This window comes from Mycobacterium sp. E3198 (genome assembly GCF_001667015.1).
In the GTDB taxonomy this organism is placed as follows: Bacteria; Actinomycetota; Actinomycetes; order Mycobacteriales; family Mycobacteriaceae; genus Mycobacterium.
This window is the reverse complement of the sequence record NZ_LZIS01000066.1, coordinates 70,090-86,812: the sequence shown is the minus strand read 5'-3', so window position 1 is coordinate 86,812 and position 16,723 is coordinate 70,090. Positions and strand designations below refer to the sequence as shown.

Genomic DNA, 16,723 nt, shown 5'->3' with positions numbered 1-16,723 from the left:
TGCGGATCGGGCTCCATACCGGCGAAGTGCAACTGCGGGACGAAGCAAACTATGTCGGGCCAACCATCAACCGAACCGCACGGCTGCGCGACCTGGGGCACGGGGGCCAGACGGTCTTATCAGCCACCACAAGTGATCTGATCGCCGACGCGCTCCCGGCCGGAGCATGGCTGCTCGATATGGGCACCCACGCGTTGCGGGACCTGCCCCGACCCGAGCGGGTAACACAGCTGTGTCACGCGGATCTTCGCAACGACTTCCCACCCTTGCGTGCATCGACAACGACTGGGAAACAACATCTCCCGCCCCAACTTACGAGCTTCGTCGGCCGCGGCGCCGAGATGAAGACCGTACGGCAGATCGTCGGCGAAAACCGGCTGGTGACGCTGACCGGCGCGGGTGGCGTCGGCAAGACACGTTTGGCAGTGCACGTCGCGGACGAGATGGAGAGCGATTTCGCCGACGGAGTGTGGTATGTGGATCTGGCGCCGATCGCTGACGCCGACACCGTTCCGGTTGCAGCGACTCGCGCGTTGGGGTTGCCCGACCAGGCCGGGCGCTCGACGATGGACACGCTCACCCGGGTGATCGCCGGTCGACACATGCTCATCGTCTTGGACAACTGCGAGCACCTGATCGATGCGTGTGCCTCGTTAACCCTTGCGCTGCTGGCGAGTTGCCCGGCGGTGACAATCCTCGCCACCAGCCGTGAGCCGATCCGAGTGGCGGGCGAAGTCGCGTGGGCGGTGCCCTCCCTGTCGCTGGCCGGCGAGGCGATCGCGTTGTTCACCGACCGCGCGCGCCAGGTGCGGCCTGATTTTGTTGTGACCGAGGATAACTCGGAAACGGTGACCGAGATCTGCCGGCGCCTCGACGGCATACCGCTGGCGATAGAGCTGGCGGCCGCGCGGGTTCGGTCACTCTCGTTAGTGCAGATTCTCGACAGCCTGCACAATCGTTTCCGGCTGCTGACCGGCGGCGCCCGAACGGCCGTGCGCCGACAGCAGACACTCCGGGCTTCGGTCGATTGGTCGCACGCACTGTTGACCGAGCCCGAACGCGTCCTGTTTCGCCGGGCAGCGGTTTTCATGGGCGGATTCGATCTCGATGCGGCGCAGGCCGTGTGCGGCGACAGCGACATCGAGCGTTACCAGACCCTCGATCAGCTGACGCTGCTTATCGACAAGTCACTCGTTGTGGCCGAAGACAGCGACTTCGGGACGCGCTACCGAATGCTGGAGACGGTCCGCCAGTACGCGCTGGAGAAGCTCAGCGAGTCCGGCGAAGCGGACGCGGTTCGCACTCGCCACCGCGATCACTACACCAAGACGGCGACGTCGCTCGATACTCCCGGCCGCTCAGGACACCAGAGCCGCGTCGAGCTTGCCGAGATCGAAATCGACAACCTGCGGTTTGCATTCGCGTGGTGTCGAGAAAATGCCGAAATCGCAACGGCATTGCAGCTCGCATCGGCGTTGCACCCGCTGTGGGTTACACGGGGTCGCGTCCAGGAGGGAATGGCGTGGTTCGACGCTGCACTCGGCGACGCGAGTTTGGACTGTGGGGAGTTGCCACCGGCAGTTCGCGCACGGGCGCTCGCCGACAAAGCCACACTCGGCGCCACCCAGAGTATTTATGACAACGTCGCAGCGTTGGAGGCTCTCGCGATCGCCCGCGAGATCAACGACCCGGCCTTGCTGGTCCGGGCACTTGCCGGTTGCGGGCTCATCGCTGCCTACGACCCAGAGGCCGCGGGCCCGTACTTTGACGAGGCGCTCGGACTGGCCCGCGCATTGGGCGACGACTGGAGTCTCTGCCAGATTCTGGCTTACCAAGCGTTTGCAGCGGTGACCGGGCAGGGTGATCCGGCTGCGGCGCGCGCAGCGGGCGAGGAAGGCCGTGACGTCGCCGACGCGATCGGTGACGGATACAGCTCACGCGGGTGCCGCTGGTGCGTTGCGTTGGCACAGCAATGGGAAGGGGATCTCGCCGGAGCCATCGCTGAATTCCGCGCCCTGGCCACCGAATCGGACCAGGCGCACGACCCCATGTGGGCGATGTCCAGCCGCGTCAGTTTGGGTCACATGCTCGCCTACGCGGGCGACACGGGCGCGGCCCGCGCGGCCGCAAGCGCAGCCGTGCGGGGCGCCGAGGACTTCGGAGAGTTCAACCAAGGCTTTGCGTACGCGGCGTTGGCCGTCGCGACACTGGCCGCGGGCGACATAGAGGCGGCGGACCATGCGGGCGAGGCGGCATGGCAGCGGATGAAAGTTCAGCCGGAGTTGGCGATTACCAACGTCGTCCCGCTCGCGGAAGTCGCACTCGCACAGAGCGATCTGGTCGCCGCCCGGCAGCGGGCCGACGACGCCGTCGCGGTGGCTCCAGGCATGCACCGACTGTTGGCGCTGGCGAAGCGTGCGCGGGTCGCGATCGCACAGAACGATTTTGAACAGGCAGAACGAGATGCACAGGATGCGCTCACTACGGTGGCAAACCTCAAGGCTTACTTCGTCATTGCCGACGTACTCGAATGCCTAGCCACGATTGCCGTCGAGGCGGGCGGCTACCAAGAAGCTGCCCACCTTTTCGGAGCGGCACAAGCACATCGTGGGCGCACCGGATACGTGCGCTTCAAGATCTATGACGCTCCCTATGAGGTATCGGTAGCCGGTCTGCGCGAGACCCTGGGTGACAACGCATTCGAAGATGCCTGGGCCGTGGGCGGGGCGTGGTCCATCGACGAAGCGATCGCCTTCGCGCGACGTGGCCGCGGCGAACGGAAGCGGCCGGCAACTGGTTGGGAATCACTGACTCCTGCCGAAATCAATGTGGTGAAGCTGGTCAGCGAAGGGCTTCCGAACAAAGACATCGCCGCGCGCCTCTTCGTCTCTGCGCGAACCGTGCAAGCGCACCTCAGCCACGTTTACTCGAAGCTTGGCCTCAGCTCCAGAGTGCAACTCGCCCAAGAGGCGGCGCGCCACGCCTAGTCGGCGGCCTTGCCCCGGTGCATGTTGACGGCGGCGTCCACGTTGGCCTTCTTGTCCTCCCCGGCGCCCTTGGCCGCGGCCTTCTTGCGCTTCGCGACGACGGCGTCGACGGCGCCGTTGAGCGCCGAACCCAGCGGAAACCCGAGATAGTGGGTCAGGAAGACGGCCATCTCCTTCAGCTCGGTTTCGGTGAGTTCGCCGTTGAGCAGCGCGGCGTTGATCTGGATCTCGGCCAGGTCGCGATTGCCGATCGCGGTCACCGCCGTCAGCGTCATGATGCGCTTGTCGCGCATCGACAACCCTGGTCGCGTCCAGATGCTGCCGAACAGGTGATCAACGGTCAGGTCGAAGTATGCGTCGCCCTCGATGTTGGGCATCTCCCAGCCGTAGACCTCGTTCATCTTCTCGAGGCCCTTGCGGCGCAGTTCGTCCATCACGCCTCTTTCTCTGTGTGCGGTACGCCCAGGCCAGCGGCCAGCCCCTCGTATGCCAGCCGGGCCAGTGGCAGGTCCACCGATAACGCCTCACCCAAACCCAGCGCCAGGCTCAAGTCTTTCTCCCCGAGGCCCCGGGTGTGCATAAACGGTTGGTACAGGAAGTGTTCCGGCTGAAGGTCTTTCATGTCGTCGCGGACCATGATCGCCCCCGGCCCGCCGGTAAGCGCGTCGGTGTGGCGCACCACCCGGCCCAGCGCCTGCAGGTCCAGCCCCGCCGCCTCGGCCAGCTTCATGGCCTCGCACGCAGCGACATACGACGTGAACGTCAACATGTTGCGGGCCAGCTTCATTCGCGTGCCCGCGCCGGGCTCGCCGGCGTGGACGACCATCGCCGCCCAGTGTTTGAAGGCCGGCTTGATCCGTTCGTAGACCTCGCGCTCGGCGCCCACCATGGTGGCCAGCTCGCCCTTCGCGGCGGCGGCCGCGCCACCGCTGACCGGTGCGTCGACGATGTGGATGCCGCGCGGTTTGAGCTCGCGGGCCAGTTCGACGGCGGTGGTGTCGCTGATGGTCGAGTGGATCGCGATCACCGTCCCGGGCTCGGCGTGCGCCGCCAGTTCGCCGACGACTTCACGCACCTGGGCGTCGTCCAGGACGGTGACATGAACGATGTCGGCGGCGGCCACGTCGGCGACGCCGTCGGCCAGGCTGGCGCCCTTCTCGGCCAGCGGCGTCATCGCCTCGGTCCGGATGTCGTAAACCGTCACCCCGCCCGGCCATTCGGTCATCTTCGTGGCCATCGGCGCACCCATGTTGCCCAGGCCGATGTACCCGAGCTTCGCTGCCTCACTCATGACCGGATTATCTGCCCGCCGTCGACGTTGAAAACCTGCCCGGTGATCCACGACGCCTCGTCGGACAACAAGAACAGGCACATCCCGACGACGTCCTGCGGAGTTCCCATGCGCGACAGGGGCAGACCCTTGACGATGTCGGTGACCATCTCTTGCGGTGTGGTGGTCCGGTTGGCCTCGGTGTCGATGGGCCCGGGCGCGATCGCGTTGATCCGGATGTTTTGGCTGCCCAGTTCGCGGGATAGCTGTTGGGTCAGTCCGTTGATGCCGACCTTGGCCAAGGCGTAGAAATTCGCATACAGCCACGCGGCGCTGGACGACTGGTTGACGATCGCCCCGCCGCCGCGTTTGGCCATCTTCTTGTACACCGCGCGGGTGCACCACAGCGCGCCGTCGAGGTTCACGCTCATGAACTTCTTGTAGTACTCCGGGTCGACCGTGAGCAGGAAATCGAGCTTCATGCCGCCGAAGATCGCGGCGTTGTTGACCAGGTAGTCGATGCCGCCGAACTCGGCCAGCGTGCGGTCGGCCATCGCCTTGGCCGACGCCGGGTCGGACACGTCGACCGGAACGGCCAGCGCGGTACCGCCGTCGGCGACGATCTGCTTGGCCACCGCCTCGGCCGCCTCGGCCTTGATGTCGGCTACGACGACCGCGGCGCCCTCACGCGCCAGCGCCTCGGCGTAGGCCTGGCCGATACCGCCGCCCGATCCCGTGACGATGGCGACCTTGTTCTCGAATCGCATGCCCTCAAGCTCCTCTAGTTGACCGCTGTCGCGATGGTCTTGATCTCGAGGTACTCCTCGAAACCGGCCAGTCCCATCTCGCGGCCGTTTCCGGATTGCTTGTAGCCGCCGAATGGCGCATCGGCCGAATACCACACGCCGCCATTGACATTGATGGTGCCGGCCCGAACCCGCGCGGCAACCCTCGCCGCCCGCTCCGGATCGGCGCCGAACACCGTGCCCGACAATCCGTATGGCGAGTCGTTGGCGATGCGCACGGCGTCGTCGTCGCCGTCGTGCGGGATCACCGTCAGGACAGGGCCGAAGATCTCCTCCCGCGCGCAGCGGGCGTCGTTGCCCAGCCCCGCGATGACGGTGGGCTCGATGAAGAAACCGATGTCGCGGTCGGCCGGCCGCCCGCCGCCGCACGCGAACGTGCCGCCCTCGGCGATCGCCGAGTCGAGGTAGCCCTGAATCCGGTCGCGCTGGCGCGCCGAAATCACGGGGCCGCAGATGGTTCCGGGGTCGGTGGGGTCGCCGGCCTTGATCCCGCCCATCGTCGCGGCCGCGATGGAGACCGCTTCGTCGTAGCGCGCCCGCGGCACCACCAGCCGGGTGGTGATCGCGCAGCCCTGCCCGGCGTGCATGCAGACCGAGAAGCCCGCCACGCCCACCGCGCCGCCCAAGTCGGCGTCGTCGAGGACGATGAACGCCGACTTGCCGCCCAGCTCGAGGAAGACCTTCTTGATGGTGGCGGCGCCGTCGGCCATCACGCTGCGGCCGGTGGCGGTCGAGCCGGTGAACGAAACCATGTCCACCCCAGGGTCTTTGGCCAACAGCGCACCGACACCGTGGTCGCTGGACGTGACGATGTTGATCACCCCGGGCGGAAAGTCGGTGTGCTCGGCGATCAGTTCGCCGAGCACGGCGGCGCACCAGGGGGTGTCGGGCGCGGGCTTGAGGACAACGGTGTTTCCGGCGGCCAGCGCTGGCCCGATCTTGGCGAGGTTGATCTGGTGGGGGAAATTCCACGGCGTGATGGCGCCGACGACACCGACGGCCTCGCGCGCGATGGTGCGCCGGGTGGGGATGCCCATCGGCGCGGCCTCGCCGAGATCACGGCTGAATTCGTAGGATTCGGCGGTGTCGGCCGCGAACGCGAGGTCGTTGACCGGTACTTCGAGCTGGGCGATGCTTGTGAGCATGCGCGGTGCGCCGACCTCGGCGATGGTCAGGTCGCGCAGCTCTTCGAGGTGCTGCTGCATCGCCTCGCGCAGCTGCCGCACGCACCGCACCCGCAGCTCGGTGTTGCGGCACCAGTCGGTGTCGTCGAAGGCCCGCCGCGCGGCGTCGATGGCGCGACCCATGTCGTCGGCGTCCGCGTCGGCGGCAACTCCGAGCACTTCCTCGGTTGCCGGGTTGATCGTGGAAAACGTGCCGGCGTTGCCCGGCGAGAACTTCCCGTCGATGAACAGTGCGCTCGCGCCGTCGGCCAACAAGGCCATCTCCCGCTCCCGTCTGTGCGCGGCTCAATCAAGCACGCCAACTGAGTGGACACTTGTCCGATATGGTCGCATCGAACCATAGTCGCCAGGCCGTCTGCGGTGCAAGAGCGGATCTCGCCCGGCGCGCCGATGATCGGCAAACTGCGCATTTTATCTGCGGATATGCCGACCGGTCTTGCTTCCCGCGCCCCGAATCCGATAGCTTGGACATGTGTCCAGCGATGCACTGGTTACCGTCGCATCCCGCGCCGACCGCCAGACCGGAGCGACTTTGCGCAACCGCCGCCAGGAGGAGACGTTCCGCAAGGTCCTCGCGGCCGGCATCGAAACCCTGCGCGAGAAGTCGTATGCCGACCTGACGGTGCGCGCAGTGGCGGCTCGCGCTAAAGTGGCCCCGGCCACCGCCTACACCTACTTCTCGTCGAAGAACCATCTGATCGCCGAGGTCTACCTCGACCTGGTGCGGCAGGTCCCCTACTTCACCGACGTGAACGACCCCATGCCCGCCCGCGTGGACAAGGTCTTGCGCCATCTGGCCCTGGTGGTCGCCGACGAACCCGAGGTCGGAGCGGCATGCACGGCGGCGCTGCTGGGCGGCGGTACCGACCCCGCAGTCTGCGCGGCACGCGACCGGATCGGCGCGGAAATCCATCGCCGCATCGCCTCGGCGATCGGTCCGGGATCCGACCCCGCCACCGTATCCGCGCTCGAAATGGCGTTTTTCGGCGCGCTCGTGCAGGCCGGCAGCGGCCAGCTCACCTACCGCGAGATCGCCGACCGCCTCGCCGACGTGGCGGGGCTCATCTTGAGCGCCGCCAGCGAGGAGACAGGTAATTAGATGACCGTCCACGTCGGCGACCACGAACTGGTCCTGGATCCCTACGATTACGACTTTCACGAGGATCCGTATCCGTACTACAAGCGGCTGCGCGACGAGGCGCCGCTGTATCGCAACGACAAGCTGAAGTTCTGGGCGCTGTCGCGGCACCGGGATGTGCTGCAAGGGTTCCGCAACAGCACGACGCTGTCCAACAAGTACGGCGTCTCGCTGGACCCGGCGTCGCGAGGCCCGCACGCCTCCAAGACGATGTCGTTCCTGGCGATGGACGATCCGGCCCACCTGCGGCTGCGGACGCTGGTCTCGAAAGGGTTCACGCCCAGGCGGATTCGGGAGCTGGAGCCCCGTGTCACCGAGATCGCGACCCGGCACCTGGACACCATGCTGGAGAAGGCGCGGTCTTCAGCGGACGGCACCGTCGACTACGTCGACGAGTTCGCCGGGAAGCTGCCCATGGACGTCATCTCCGAGTTGATGGGCGTCCCCGAGCCGGACCGGGTCCAGGTCCGGGCCTGGGCCGACGGCGTGATGCACCGCGCCGACGGTGTCACCGACGTGCCACCCGAGGCGGTCGAGGCCTCGCTCAACCTGATCGTCTACTACCAGGGGATGGTGGCCGAGCGGCGTAAGAAGCTGACGGACGACCTGACCTCGGCGCTGCTGGAGGCCGAGATCGACGGCGACCGGCTCACCGACGACGAGGTGCTCGGCTTCATGTTCCTGATGGTGATCGCCGGCAATGAGACCACCACCAAACTGCTTGCGAACGCCGCGTTTTGGGGGCACCGGAACCCGGATCAGCTGACCCCGGTCTACGCCGACCTGTCGCGGGTGCCGCTGTGGGTCGAGGAGACCCTGCGCTACGACACGTCCAGCCAGATCCTGGCCCGCACCGTGTCCGGGGAGCTGACCCTCTACGACACCACCATTCCCGAGGGTGACGTCCTGCTGCTGCTGCCCGGCTCGGGCCATCGCGACGAGCGGGCCTTCGACAACCCGGACGACTATGTGATCGGGCGCGAAATCGGGCCCAAGTTATTGAGTTTCGGTAGCGGCGCACACTTCTGCCTGGGCGCGCATCTGGCGCGAATGGAAGCCCGGGTCGCGCTGACCGAGTTGTTCAAGCGAATCCGCGGATATCGGGTGGACGAGGCCAACGCCGTCCGCGTCCACTCCAGCAATGTCCGCGGATTCGCTCACCTACCCATGAGCGTGGAGGTCCGCTGAATGCCCCGCTTTGACCCGTTGCCCGAACGCCGGCCGGCGATAGTGGCCGGCGCCTCGTCCGGCATCGGCGAGGCCACCGCCATCGAACTGGCGGCCCACGGGTTCCCGGTCGCGCTGGGCGCCCGCCGGGTCGAGAAGCTCAACGACATCGTCGGCAAGATCAACGCCGAGGGCGGCGAGGCGGTCGGGTTCCATCTGGACGTCACCGACCCGAACTCGGTGAAATCGTTTGTCGCGCAGGCGGTCGACGCGCTCGGTGACATCGAGGTGCTGGTGGCCGGCGCGGGCGACACCTACTTCGGCAAGCTCGCCGAGATCACGACCGACGAGTTCGAGTCGCAGCTGCAGATCCACCTCGTCGGCGCCAACCGGCTGGCCGCCGCGGTCCTGCCCGGCATGCTCGAGCGCCGGCGCGGCGATCTGATCTTCGTCGGCTCCGACGTGGCCCTGCGCCAGCGTCCGCACATGGGCGCCTACGGCGCCGCCAAGGCCGCGCTCGTCGCGATGGTCACCAACTTCCAGATGGAGCTCGAGGGCACCGGCGTGCGGGCCTCGATCGTGCACCCCGGCCCGACGAAGACCTCGATGGGCTGGAGCCTGCCGGCCGAGAAGATCGGCCCCGCGCTCGAAGACTGGGCGAAGTGGGGCCAGGCCCGCCACGACTATTTCCTGCGGGCGGCGGATTTGGCGCGAGCCATCACGTTCGTCGCCGAGACTCCGCGGGGTGGCTTCATCGCGAACATGGAGCTTCAGCCCGAAGCCCCGTTGGCCGACAAGAAAGATCGGCAAAAGCTCGCTCTCGGCGAAGAGGGGATGCCAGAACAGTGACTACAGCGATCGTGCCGCGGGTTTCCGGCGGCGAAGAGGAGCACGGCCACCTGGAGGAATTCCGCACGGACCCAATCGGTTTGATGCAGCGCGTCCGGGACGAGTGCGGGGATGTCGGCTGGTTCCAGCTGGTCGACAAGCACGTCATCCTGCTGTCCGGCGCCGGCGCCAACGAATTCTTCTTCCGTTCCGCCGACGAGGAGCTGGACCAGGCCGAGGCGTACCCGTTCATGACGCCGATCTTCGGCAAGGGCGTGGTGTTCGACGCCAGCCCCGAGCGGCGCAAGGAGATGCTGCACAACTCGGCGCTGCGCGGCGAACAGATGAAGGGCCACGCCGCCACCATCGAGGGCGAAGTCAAGAAGATGATCGCCACCTGGGGCGAGGAGGGCGAGATCGAGCTGCTCGACTTCTTCGCCGAGCTGACCATCTACACCTCGACGGCCTGCCTGATCGGGCTGAAGTTCCGCGAGCAGCTCGACCACCGGTTCGCCGAGTACTACCACGAGCTGGAACGCGGCACCGACCCGCTGTGCTACGTCGACCCCTACCTCCCGATCGAAAGCTTCAAGCGGCGTGACGAAGCGCGCGTGAAACTCGTTGCGGTGGTGCAGGAAATCATGGACCAGCGGGTGGCCAATCCGCCGCAGGACAAGGCCGACCGCGACATGCTCGACGTGCTGGTCTCCATCAAGGACGAGGAGGGCAATCTTCGGTTCTCCGCCGACGAGGTCACCGGGATGTTCATCTCGCTGATGTTCGCGGGTCACCACACCAGTTCGGGGACCTCGGCGTGGACGTTGATCGAGTTGATCCGCCACCCGGACGTCTATGCCGAGGTGCTCGCCGAGCTCGAGGAGCTGTACGCCGACGGCCAGGCCGTGAGTTTCCATGCGCTGCGCTCGATTCCGAAGCTGGACAACGTGGTCAAGGAAACCCTGCGACTGCACCCGCCGTTGATCATCCTGATGCGGGTCGCCAAGGGCGAGTTCGAGGTCGAGGGCTTCCCGATTCACGCCGGCGACTATGTGGCGGCCTCCCCGGCGATCTCGAACCGGATCCCCGAAGACTTTCCCGATCCGGACGCCTTCAAGCCCGATCGCTACAACAAGCCCGAGCAGGCCGACATCGTCAACCGGTGGACCTGGATCCCGTTCGGCGCGGGGCGGCACCGCTGTGTGGGGGCCGCTTTCGCCCAGATGCAGATCAAGGCGATCTTCTCGGTTCTGTTGCGCGAGTATGAGTTCGAGATGGCGCAGCCGGCCGACAGCTATCACAACGACCACTCCAAGATGGTCGTCCAGCTCGCCCGGCCGGCGAAGGTGCGCTACCGCAAGCGGAAAGCCTGACCGGTCATGGGTTTTCGAATCGAAGCCGACCTGGATCTGTGTCAGGGCCACGCCATGTGCGAACTGGAGGCGCCGGACTACTTTCGGGTGCCCAAGCGGGGCAAGGTCGAGATCCTCGACCCCGAACCGCCCGAGGACGCCCGCGACGAGGTCGAGCGCGCGGTCGCGATGTGCCCCACGCAAGCGCTGTTCATCAAGGAGAAAGAAGGCTAACGATGGCGTCACATTCACGCGCGGACCTCGAGGGATGGGTCGACCGCTGGCTGCAGGCCAACAAGGACTGCGAGAAGGCCGGTGACTGGAAGCCGCTGGCGGACTTCTACGCCAAAGACGCCACCTACGGCTGGAACATCGGCCCGAAGGAAGACGTGATGTGCGTCGGCGTCGACGAGATCCGCGATGTCGCCCTCGGCCTGGAGATGGAGGGCCTGGAGAACTGGGTGTACGAGTACCAAAAGGTGCTCATCGACGAGAAACAGGGCGAGATCGTCGGCTTCTGGAAGCAGATCGTCAACAAGACCGACGGCACCCAGGACGAGATCTACGGGATCGGCGGCAGCTGGTTTCGCCTCAATGGCGACCAGCTCATCGAGTGGCAGCGCGACTTCTTCGATTTCGGCCACGTCGCGAAGATGTTCGCGAAGCTGATCGAGTCCGGCGATCTGTCCGCGGGCATGCAGCGGCGGATCGAGCGCAGCATCGCCGGCGAGAAGCTGCCGGGCTATTACCCGCTGGGCCGGGCGCCCGTCCCGATCTGGTGACGGGACCAACCAAGCATTTGATTTGTCGCACGCGCTATGCTGGCGCGACAGGGGTGCCGTGTGGCACTCGTCACCACTGCTGCCGGGCAAGACGGGTCGGGCAGTCTCACTTCAAAGGCGAAATGGGGTCAGGTCCAACGTGAAGACAAAAGGCGCTCTGATCTGGGAGTTCAACCAGCCGTGGTCCATTGAGGAAATCGAGATCGGCGACCCGCAAGCGCATGAGGTCAAGATCCAGATGGAAGCGGCCGGCATGTGCCACTCCGACCATCACCTGGTCACCGGCGGCATCCCGATGGCGGGCTTCCCGGTGCTCGGCGGCCACGAGGGCGCCGGCATCGTCACCGAGGTCGGGCCCGGGGTGGAAGACATCGCCCCCGGCGACCACGTGGTGCTGTCGTTCATCCCGTCCTGCGGGTCCTGCCCGACCTGTCAGGCCGGCATGCGCAACCTGTGCGACCTGGGCGCCGGGCTGCTGGGCGGCGCCGCGGTGTCCGACGGCACGTTCCGCATCCAGGCCCGCGGCCAGAACGTCTTCCCCATGACGCTGCTGGGCACCTTCTCGCCGTACATGGTCGTGCACCGCAGCTCCGTGGTGAAGATCGACCCGTCCGTGCCGTTCGAGGTGGCCGCCCTGGTCGGCTGCGGCGTCACCACCGGCTACGGTTCGGCGGTCCGCACCGCTGACATCCGGCCGGGCCAAGACGTCGCCATCGTCGGCGTGGGCGGCGTGGGCATGGCGGCACTGCAGGGTGCCGTCAACGCGGGCGCGCGCTACATCTTCGCGATCGACCCGGTGGAGTGGAAGCGGGACCAGGCGCTGAAGTTCGGCGCCACGCACGTCTACCCCGACATCAACGCCGCGCTGATGGGCATGGCCGAGGTCACCTACGGCCTGATGGCCCACAAGGTGGTCGTGACCGTCGGCGAGCTGCACGGCGCCGACGTCGACGCCTACCTGAACATCACCCAAAAGGGCGGCACCTGCGTGCTGACCGCCATCGGCAGCCTGCTGGACACCAACGTGAATCTGAACCTCGCGATGCTGACCCTGATGCAGAAGAACCTGCAGGGCACCATCTTCGGCGGCGGCAATCCGCAGTACGACATCCCGCAGCTGCTGTCGATGTACAAGGCCGGCAAGCTCAACCTGGACGACATGATCACGCGCCAGTACAAGCTCGAGCAGATCAACGACGGCTACCAGGACATGCTGGACGGCAAGAACATTCGCGGCGTCATCCGTTACACCGACGCCGACCGGTAACCCACCGGTCCTGAGTGGCCAGCTTTCCGCACCTGTTGGCGCCGGGGCGAATCGGCGCCATGGCGGTGCGCAACCGGGTGGTGATGTCTCCGATGGAGACGATGTACGGCACCCCCGACGGGCTGCCGTCAGCGCGCACCCGCGACTATTTCGCCGCCCGCGCGCAGGGTGGCGTCGGCCTGATCACGGTGGGCGCCACCGGGGTCGACCACCAGCACCCCGAGACGCCGGGCGGCCTGCACCTGGCCACCGACGACGCGGTGGACGCGCACCGGGCGTTGGTGGAGGCCGTGCACGAACACGGCGCCAAGATCCAGCCACAGATCGTGCACGCCGGGCCCGACGGCCTGGGACCGGAGATGTTCGGCGTCACCTCCCTGGGGCCGTCGGTGATCCCGTCCTACCTCACCGGGCGGCCGTCGGCCGAGATCAGCAAGCGGCAGCTGTGCGAGGTGTTCGACCTGTTCAAGGCGGCGGTGCGCCGCGCCGCCGAGGCGGGCTACGACGGCATCGAGTTGCACGCCGCGCACGGCTACATGTTGCTGGGGTCTTTCCTTGCCCCGCAGCGCAACCGGCGCACCGACGACTACCGGGGTGACTCGGCGCGCGGCCGCGTGCGGGTGGTGATCGAGGCGCTGGCCGCGATTCGCTCCGAGGTCGGCGACGCCCTGCCGATCACGCTGCGCATCTCCGGCTACGAGCGCGTCGCGGGCGGCCGGCCGATCTACGAAACCGCCCGCCTGGCACCTGAACTCGTGGCGGCTGGGGTGAGCGCGTTTCACGTCAGCGGCGGGGTGATCGACCGGCTCGTCACCGGGATGGTCAACGGGGCCGACGACGGCGACTCGCTCAACGTCGGGGCGGCGGCCGCGGTCAGGCAAGTGGTCGACGTGCCGGTGATCGCCGTCGGCCGCATCCACGACCCCGTCGCGGCCGAGCGGATCCTCGCCGAGGGCCGCGCCGATTTCGTCGCGATGGGGCGGCCGCTGCTGGCCGACCCCGAGCTGCCCCGCAAGGTCGCGTCCGGCCGTGCGCGCCGGGTGCGCAAGTGCATCTCCTGCGAAAACTGCATCGACGCAATGGAACAGCGGTTTTCCGTCGACTGCGCGGTCAACCCCCGCACCGGCAAGGAGCGTGAGCTGGCCGCGCCCCGCGCCGGCCGGGCCAAGCGGGTGGTGGTGGTCGGCGGCGGGCCGGCCGGGCTGGAGGCCGCCCGGGTGGCCGCCGAACGCGGCCACCGCGTCACGCTGTTCGAGCGCAGCGCCCAGCTCGGCGGGGCCTTGCGCTGGGCGGCGGTGCTGCACCCGGAAAACCAGCCGTTCCTGAACTACCTGCGCGACGAGATCAGGCTCAGCACGGTGAAAGTCGAGACAGGGAGCAATGTTTCGGCCGACGACGTCGTCCGATCGGCACCCGACGCGGTGGTGGTGGCCACCGGCGGCCACGTCGCGGTGCCGGCCATCCCCGGCGCCGACCTGCCGCACGTGCACACCGGGCCCGGGTTGCGCGCGTTGTTCGCCGGCCGGCGGGAGCGCCTGGTGCGCCCATCCGCCTTCCGGCTCGCCACCCGGGCCTGGATGCCGATCGGCCGGCGGGTCGCCATAATCGGCGGCGACCTGGTCGCCCTCGAACTCGCCGAGTTCCTGGCGAGCCGGGGCCGACTGGTGTCAATCCTCGAGCCGGGCAAGGACATTGCCCCCGAGGTGGGCAACAAACGCAAGACCGAGCACATGGATCGCCTCGACCGGCTCGGCGTCACGGTGCACGTCCGTGCGGACGTCGACCGGATCACGGTGCGCGACGTGGTGTTTACCCCCGCCGGCGGGGCGCCCCGCGAGTTGCGCGCCGACAGCGTCGTCGTCGCCGGGACGGTGCAGCCCGACACCAGCTTGTTCGACACCCTGGTCGCGGCCATGCCCGGCGCCGCGGTGCACGCCGCCGGCGACTGCGGCGGGCTGGGTCTCATCCGCAAGGCCACCGAGGAGGGCGCACGCGCCGCGTGCGCGATCTAGAGATAGGAGAAACCATGACCGAAACCGCGCAGGCGTCACCGGCACTGGCCGCGTCGCAATCCTCGTGGCGCTGCGTGCAGGCGCACGACCGCGAGGGATGGCTGGCGCTGATGGCCGACGACGTCGTCGTCGAGGACCCGATCGGCAAGTCGGTCACCAACCCCGACGGCACCGGGGTGCGGGGCAAGGAGGGCGTCGCCGCCTTCTACGACACCAACATCGCGGCCAACCAGCTGACCATCACCTGCGAGGAGACGTTCCCGTCCAGCTCACCCGACGAGATCGCGCACATTCTGGTGCTGCACAGCAGGTTTGAGGGCGGGGTCACCAGCAAGGTGCGCGGCGTGTTCACCTACAAGGTCAACGACGCCGGGCTGATCACCAACATGCGCGGCTACTGGAACCTCGACATGATGGAGTTCGGCCAGGAGGGATGAGCCAGCTCAGCCGATGCGCCCGAGCCCGGTGAGGTTGCCCTGCATGGCCTTACCGTCCATCAGCACCATGGTCGGGGTCTGCAGCGGATCGCTGAGGATGGTGAGCGATTTCGGTTGCTGCCACAGCAGCGCCCCGTTGCGTGCGTCGACGACGCCGTAGGCGAACAGGTCGAGCGGCGTGGTGCGGTCGACCCCGATGCGGGTGATGGTGTAGAGCAGGCCGTCCGCGGCGGACAGGTGTGGCAGCGCCGCGCTGCGAACCTTGTTCTCCCACACGGTATGACAGCCCGGGTTGTCGACGTCCACCCTGGTCATCCCGCCGACGAACGGCGCCGTCGCGGGGACGGCGGGAGGCGCCCCTGGGGGAACCGCGGGGTAGGGATAGCCGTAGGTGCTGGACACGAACACCGAGTTGCCGAGCCCGATCGGCGCGTTTTCGCTGCCCGGGCCGCCCTGGGTCAAAACGGTTTGCTGGCAGATCAATTGGCCCGTGCCGGACTGGTAGATCAGCGCATGCACCTGGGGGTTGGCATTGTCGACAATCGTCACGTAGTCGGCGCCCGTGACGGGACCGAAATACACCGGCGTGGAACCGGTTCCCCAGCTCAGCTGTCCCGGCTTGCGGGCGGGGCCACGATCATAGGCCGCCCGCCAGAGGATTTGGGGGTTGCCGGCGATGTCGAGATTCAGCTCGTAGAGGGCGAAGGTGGTGGCCACCGCGACGCGACCGCTCGGCGCCGACGAGATGCTGTTCGCCACCTGCTCTCCCGCGGGCAGCTGCACGCTGGCGACCCCGCCCCCCGTCTTGGCCACACCGACGACGCCGTTGCCGGTGGCGAACCAGACGTTGCCCGCGTAGTCGGGGACCAGGCCCACCGAGTTGTCGCCGGCCGGTATCGCGCCGGACAGGTCGGTCGACTCGGTGACGATCAGCTTCCAACAGCCCAGCGGCCCCTCCTTGGCGTGCGCGATGCGCAGCAGGTGGTTGGTGCCGTCGATCATCACCACCTGGTTGTTGTTGTCCAGGTAGGCGTAGACGCCGCCGAGCAAGCTGCCCTTGGCGACTTGAAGTTTGGCCAGCGGGACGAAAACCGGGGCCCAGCCCCCGGGATCGATCAGGAAGATCGTCGGGGTCTGCGTGAGGTCGCTGGTGCACAGGGCCAACACCAGCCCGTCGGTGCCCTGCATGATCGTCGGGCACGCCGCCAGCAGCGGGTAGCCGAAGATCGGGACCGGGTGGGCGCCGGGACCGGGAAGCGGTCCCGCGTCGGATGATTCGGCGTCGTTGTGCAGCGACGCGAGGCCCAGCGGCGCCATGAACGGGTTGGGCGGTGCGAACGGCCCCCACGCGTCGGCGGCCCGCGCGTCGGCTCCCGCGGCAAGCGCCGGTGCGAGGGTCACGGCGCACGCGGTGAGCAACGCCACGGGAAACCGCACAGAGGTCTCCTCCCGTGAATTGCGTACAGCGATTTTCCCGAGGCAGCAGAACGAATCCG

The 16,723-nt window shown here is 67.5% G+C and carries 15 protein-coding genes; 10 read left to right on the top strand and 5 right to left on the bottom strand.

Translation table 11 applies throughout. The annotated features are described in order from the left end of the window. The first annotated feature begins 26 nt into the window (after positions 1 to 26). Positions 27 to 2,987, top strand: a complete 2,961-nt coding sequence (locus A5673_RS08180; RefSeq protein WP_231970936.1) for a LuxR C-terminal-related transcriptional regulator — start codon at positions 27 to 29, stop codon at positions 2,985 to 2,987. On the opposite strand, the gene A5673_RS08175 is transcribed toward A5673_RS08180, so the two are convergent. Genes A5673_RS08175 through A5673_RS08160 form a run of 4 tightly spaced genes read right to left on the bottom strand, consistent with a single transcriptional unit; the run spans position 2,984 to position 6,508 of the window. Then, positions 2,984 to 3,421, bottom strand: coding sequence for a carboxymuconolactone decarboxylase family protein (locus A5673_RS08175; protein ID WP_068229650.1), 438 nt, complete (start codon positions 3,419 to 3,421; stop codon positions 2,984 to 2,986). The genes A5673_RS08180 and A5673_RS08175 overlap by 4 nt on opposite strands. Then, positions 3,421 to 4,278, bottom strand: coding sequence for an NAD(P)-dependent oxidoreductase (locus A5673_RS08170; RefSeq protein WP_068229647.1), 858 nt, complete (start codon positions 4,276 to 4,278; stop codon positions 3,421 to 3,423). Before A5673_RS08170 ends, A5673_RS08175 begins: the two co-directional genes overlap by 1 nt. After that, on the bottom strand, positions 4,275 to 5,024 hold the full coding sequence (locus tag A5673_RS08165) for an SDR family oxidoreductase (RefSeq protein WP_068229644.1): 750 nt from the start codon (positions 5,022 to 5,024) through the stop codon (positions 4,275 to 4,277). The genes A5673_RS08170 and A5673_RS08165 overlap by 4 nt, the downstream gene beginning before the upstream one ends. A gap of 14 nt (positions 5,025 to 5,038) precedes the next feature. Continuing rightward, the gene (locus tag A5673_RS08160; RefSeq protein WP_068229640.1) at positions 5,039 to 6,508 is read right to left on the bottom strand and encodes an aldehyde dehydrogenase; all 1,470 of its coding nucleotides are present in this window, start codon (positions 6,506 to 6,508) and stop codon (positions 5,039 to 5,041) included. Positions 6,509 to 6,719: 211 nt separating this feature from the next. On the opposite strand from A5673_RS08160, the gene A5673_RS08155 reads away from it, so the two are divergent. The 9 genes from A5673_RS08155 to A5673_RS08115 all read left to right on the top strand — a co-directional run bounded on the left by A5673_RS08155 (position 6,720) and on the right by A5673_RS08115 (position 15,227). Next, positions 6,720 to 7,346 carry a TetR/AcrR family transcriptional regulator gene (locus tag A5673_RS08155; protein WP_068229637.1) on the top strand — a complete coding sequence of 209 codons (627 nt, stop codon included), beginning with the start codon at positions 6,720 to 6,722 and terminating at the stop codon, positions 7,344 to 7,346. Continuing rightward, positions 7,347 to 8,573 (top strand): cytochrome P450, encoded by a 1,227-nt coding sequence (locus A5673_RS08150; RefSeq protein WP_068229633.1) that lies wholly within the window; start codon positions 7,347 to 7,349, stop codon positions 8,571 to 8,573. Next, on the top strand, positions 8,574 to 9,401 hold the full coding sequence (locus A5673_RS08145) for an SDR family oxidoreductase (protein ID WP_068229630.1): 828 nt from the start codon (positions 8,574 to 8,576) through the stop codon (positions 9,399 to 9,401). Continuing rightward, the gene (locus tag A5673_RS08140) at positions 9,398 to 10,750 is read left to right on the top strand and encodes a cytochrome P450 (RefSeq protein ID WP_068229627.1); all 1,353 of its coding nucleotides are present in this window, start codon (positions 9,398 to 9,400) and stop codon (positions 10,748 to 10,750) included. Before A5673_RS08145 ends, A5673_RS08140 begins: the two co-directional genes overlap by 4 nt. A gap of 6 nt (positions 10,751 to 10,756) precedes the next feature. Then, the gene (locus A5673_RS08135; protein ID WP_068229625.1) at positions 10,757 to 10,963 is read left to right on the top strand and encodes a ferredoxin; all 207 of its coding nucleotides are present in this window, start codon (positions 10,757 to 10,759) and stop codon (positions 10,961 to 10,963) included. 2 nt (positions 10,964 to 10,965) lie between these two features. After that, complete coding sequence (locus A5673_RS08130) at positions 10,966 to 11,511, top strand: hypothetical protein (RefSeq protein WP_068229622.1); 546 nt, start codon at positions 10,966 to 10,968, stop codon at positions 11,509 to 11,511. Between the two features lie 139 nt (positions 11,512 to 11,650). Continuing rightward, on the top strand, positions 11,651 to 12,778 hold the full coding sequence (locus A5673_RS08125) for an NDMA-dependent alcohol dehydrogenase (RefSeq protein ID WP_068229619.1): 1,128 nt from the start codon (positions 11,651 to 11,653) through the stop codon (positions 12,776 to 12,778). Positions 12,779 to 12,792: 14 nt separating this feature from the next. Continuing rightward, positions 12,793 to 14,790 (top strand): FAD-dependent oxidoreductase, encoded by a 1,998-nt coding sequence (locus tag A5673_RS08120; protein WP_082958609.1) that lies wholly within the window; start codon positions 12,793 to 12,795, stop codon positions 14,788 to 14,790. A 14-nt stretch (positions 14,791 to 14,804) separates the two neighbouring features. Continuing rightward, positions 14,805 to 15,227, top strand: coding sequence for a ketosteroid isomerase family protein (locus tag A5673_RS08115; RefSeq protein ID WP_068229614.1), 423 nt, complete (start codon positions 14,805 to 14,807; stop codon positions 15,225 to 15,227). Positions 15,228 to 15,233: 6 nt separating this feature from the next. On the opposite strand, the gene A5673_RS08110 is transcribed toward A5673_RS08115, so the two are convergent. Beyond that, the gene (locus A5673_RS08110; RefSeq protein WP_068229611.1) at positions 15,234 to 16,664 is read right to left on the bottom strand and encodes a hypothetical protein; all 1,431 of its coding nucleotides are present in this window, start codon (positions 16,662 to 16,664) and stop codon (positions 15,234 to 15,236) included. Between the last annotated feature and the right edge of the window lie 59 nt (positions 16,665 to 16,723).

What these genes read in the sequence shown, in the direction of transcription:
- A5673_RS08135 (WP_068229625.1), top strand. Translation starts at nt 10,757, where the DNA reads ATGGGTTTTCGAATCGAAGCCGACCTGGATCTGTGTCAGGGCCACGCC.
- A5673_RS08170 (WP_068229647.1), bottom strand. Translation starts at nt 4,278, where the DNA reads ATGAGTGAGGCAGCGAAGCTCGGGTACATCGGCCTGGGCAACATGGGT.
- A5673_RS08165 (WP_068229644.1), bottom strand. Translation starts at nt 5,024, where the DNA reads ATGCGATTCGAGAACAAGGTCGCCATCGTCACGGGATCGGGCGGCGGT.
- A5673_RS08130 (WP_068229622.1), top strand. Translation starts at nt 10,966, where the DNA reads ATGGCGTCACATTCACGCGCGGACCTCGAGGGATGGGTCGACCGCTGG.
- A5673_RS08145 (WP_068229630.1), top strand. Translation starts at nt 8,574, where the DNA reads ATGCCCCGCTTTGACCCGTTGCCCGAACGCCGGCCGGCGATAGTGGCC.
- A5673_RS08115 (WP_068229614.1), top strand. Translation starts at nt 14,805, where the DNA reads ATGACCGAAACCGCGCAGGCGTCACCGGCACTGGCCGCGTCGCAATCC.
- A5673_RS08150 (WP_068229633.1), top strand. Translation starts at nt 7,347, where the DNA reads ATGACCGTCCACGTCGGCGACCACGAACTGGTCCTGGATCCCTACGAT.
- A5673_RS08175 (WP_068229650.1), bottom strand. Translation starts at nt 3,421, where the DNA reads ATGGACGAACTGCGCCGCAAGGGCCTCGAGAAGATGAACGAGGTCTAC.
- A5673_RS08160 (WP_068229640.1), bottom strand. Translation starts at nt 6,508, where the DNA reads ATGGCCTTGTTGGCCGACGGCGCGAGCGCACTGTTCATCGACGGGAAG.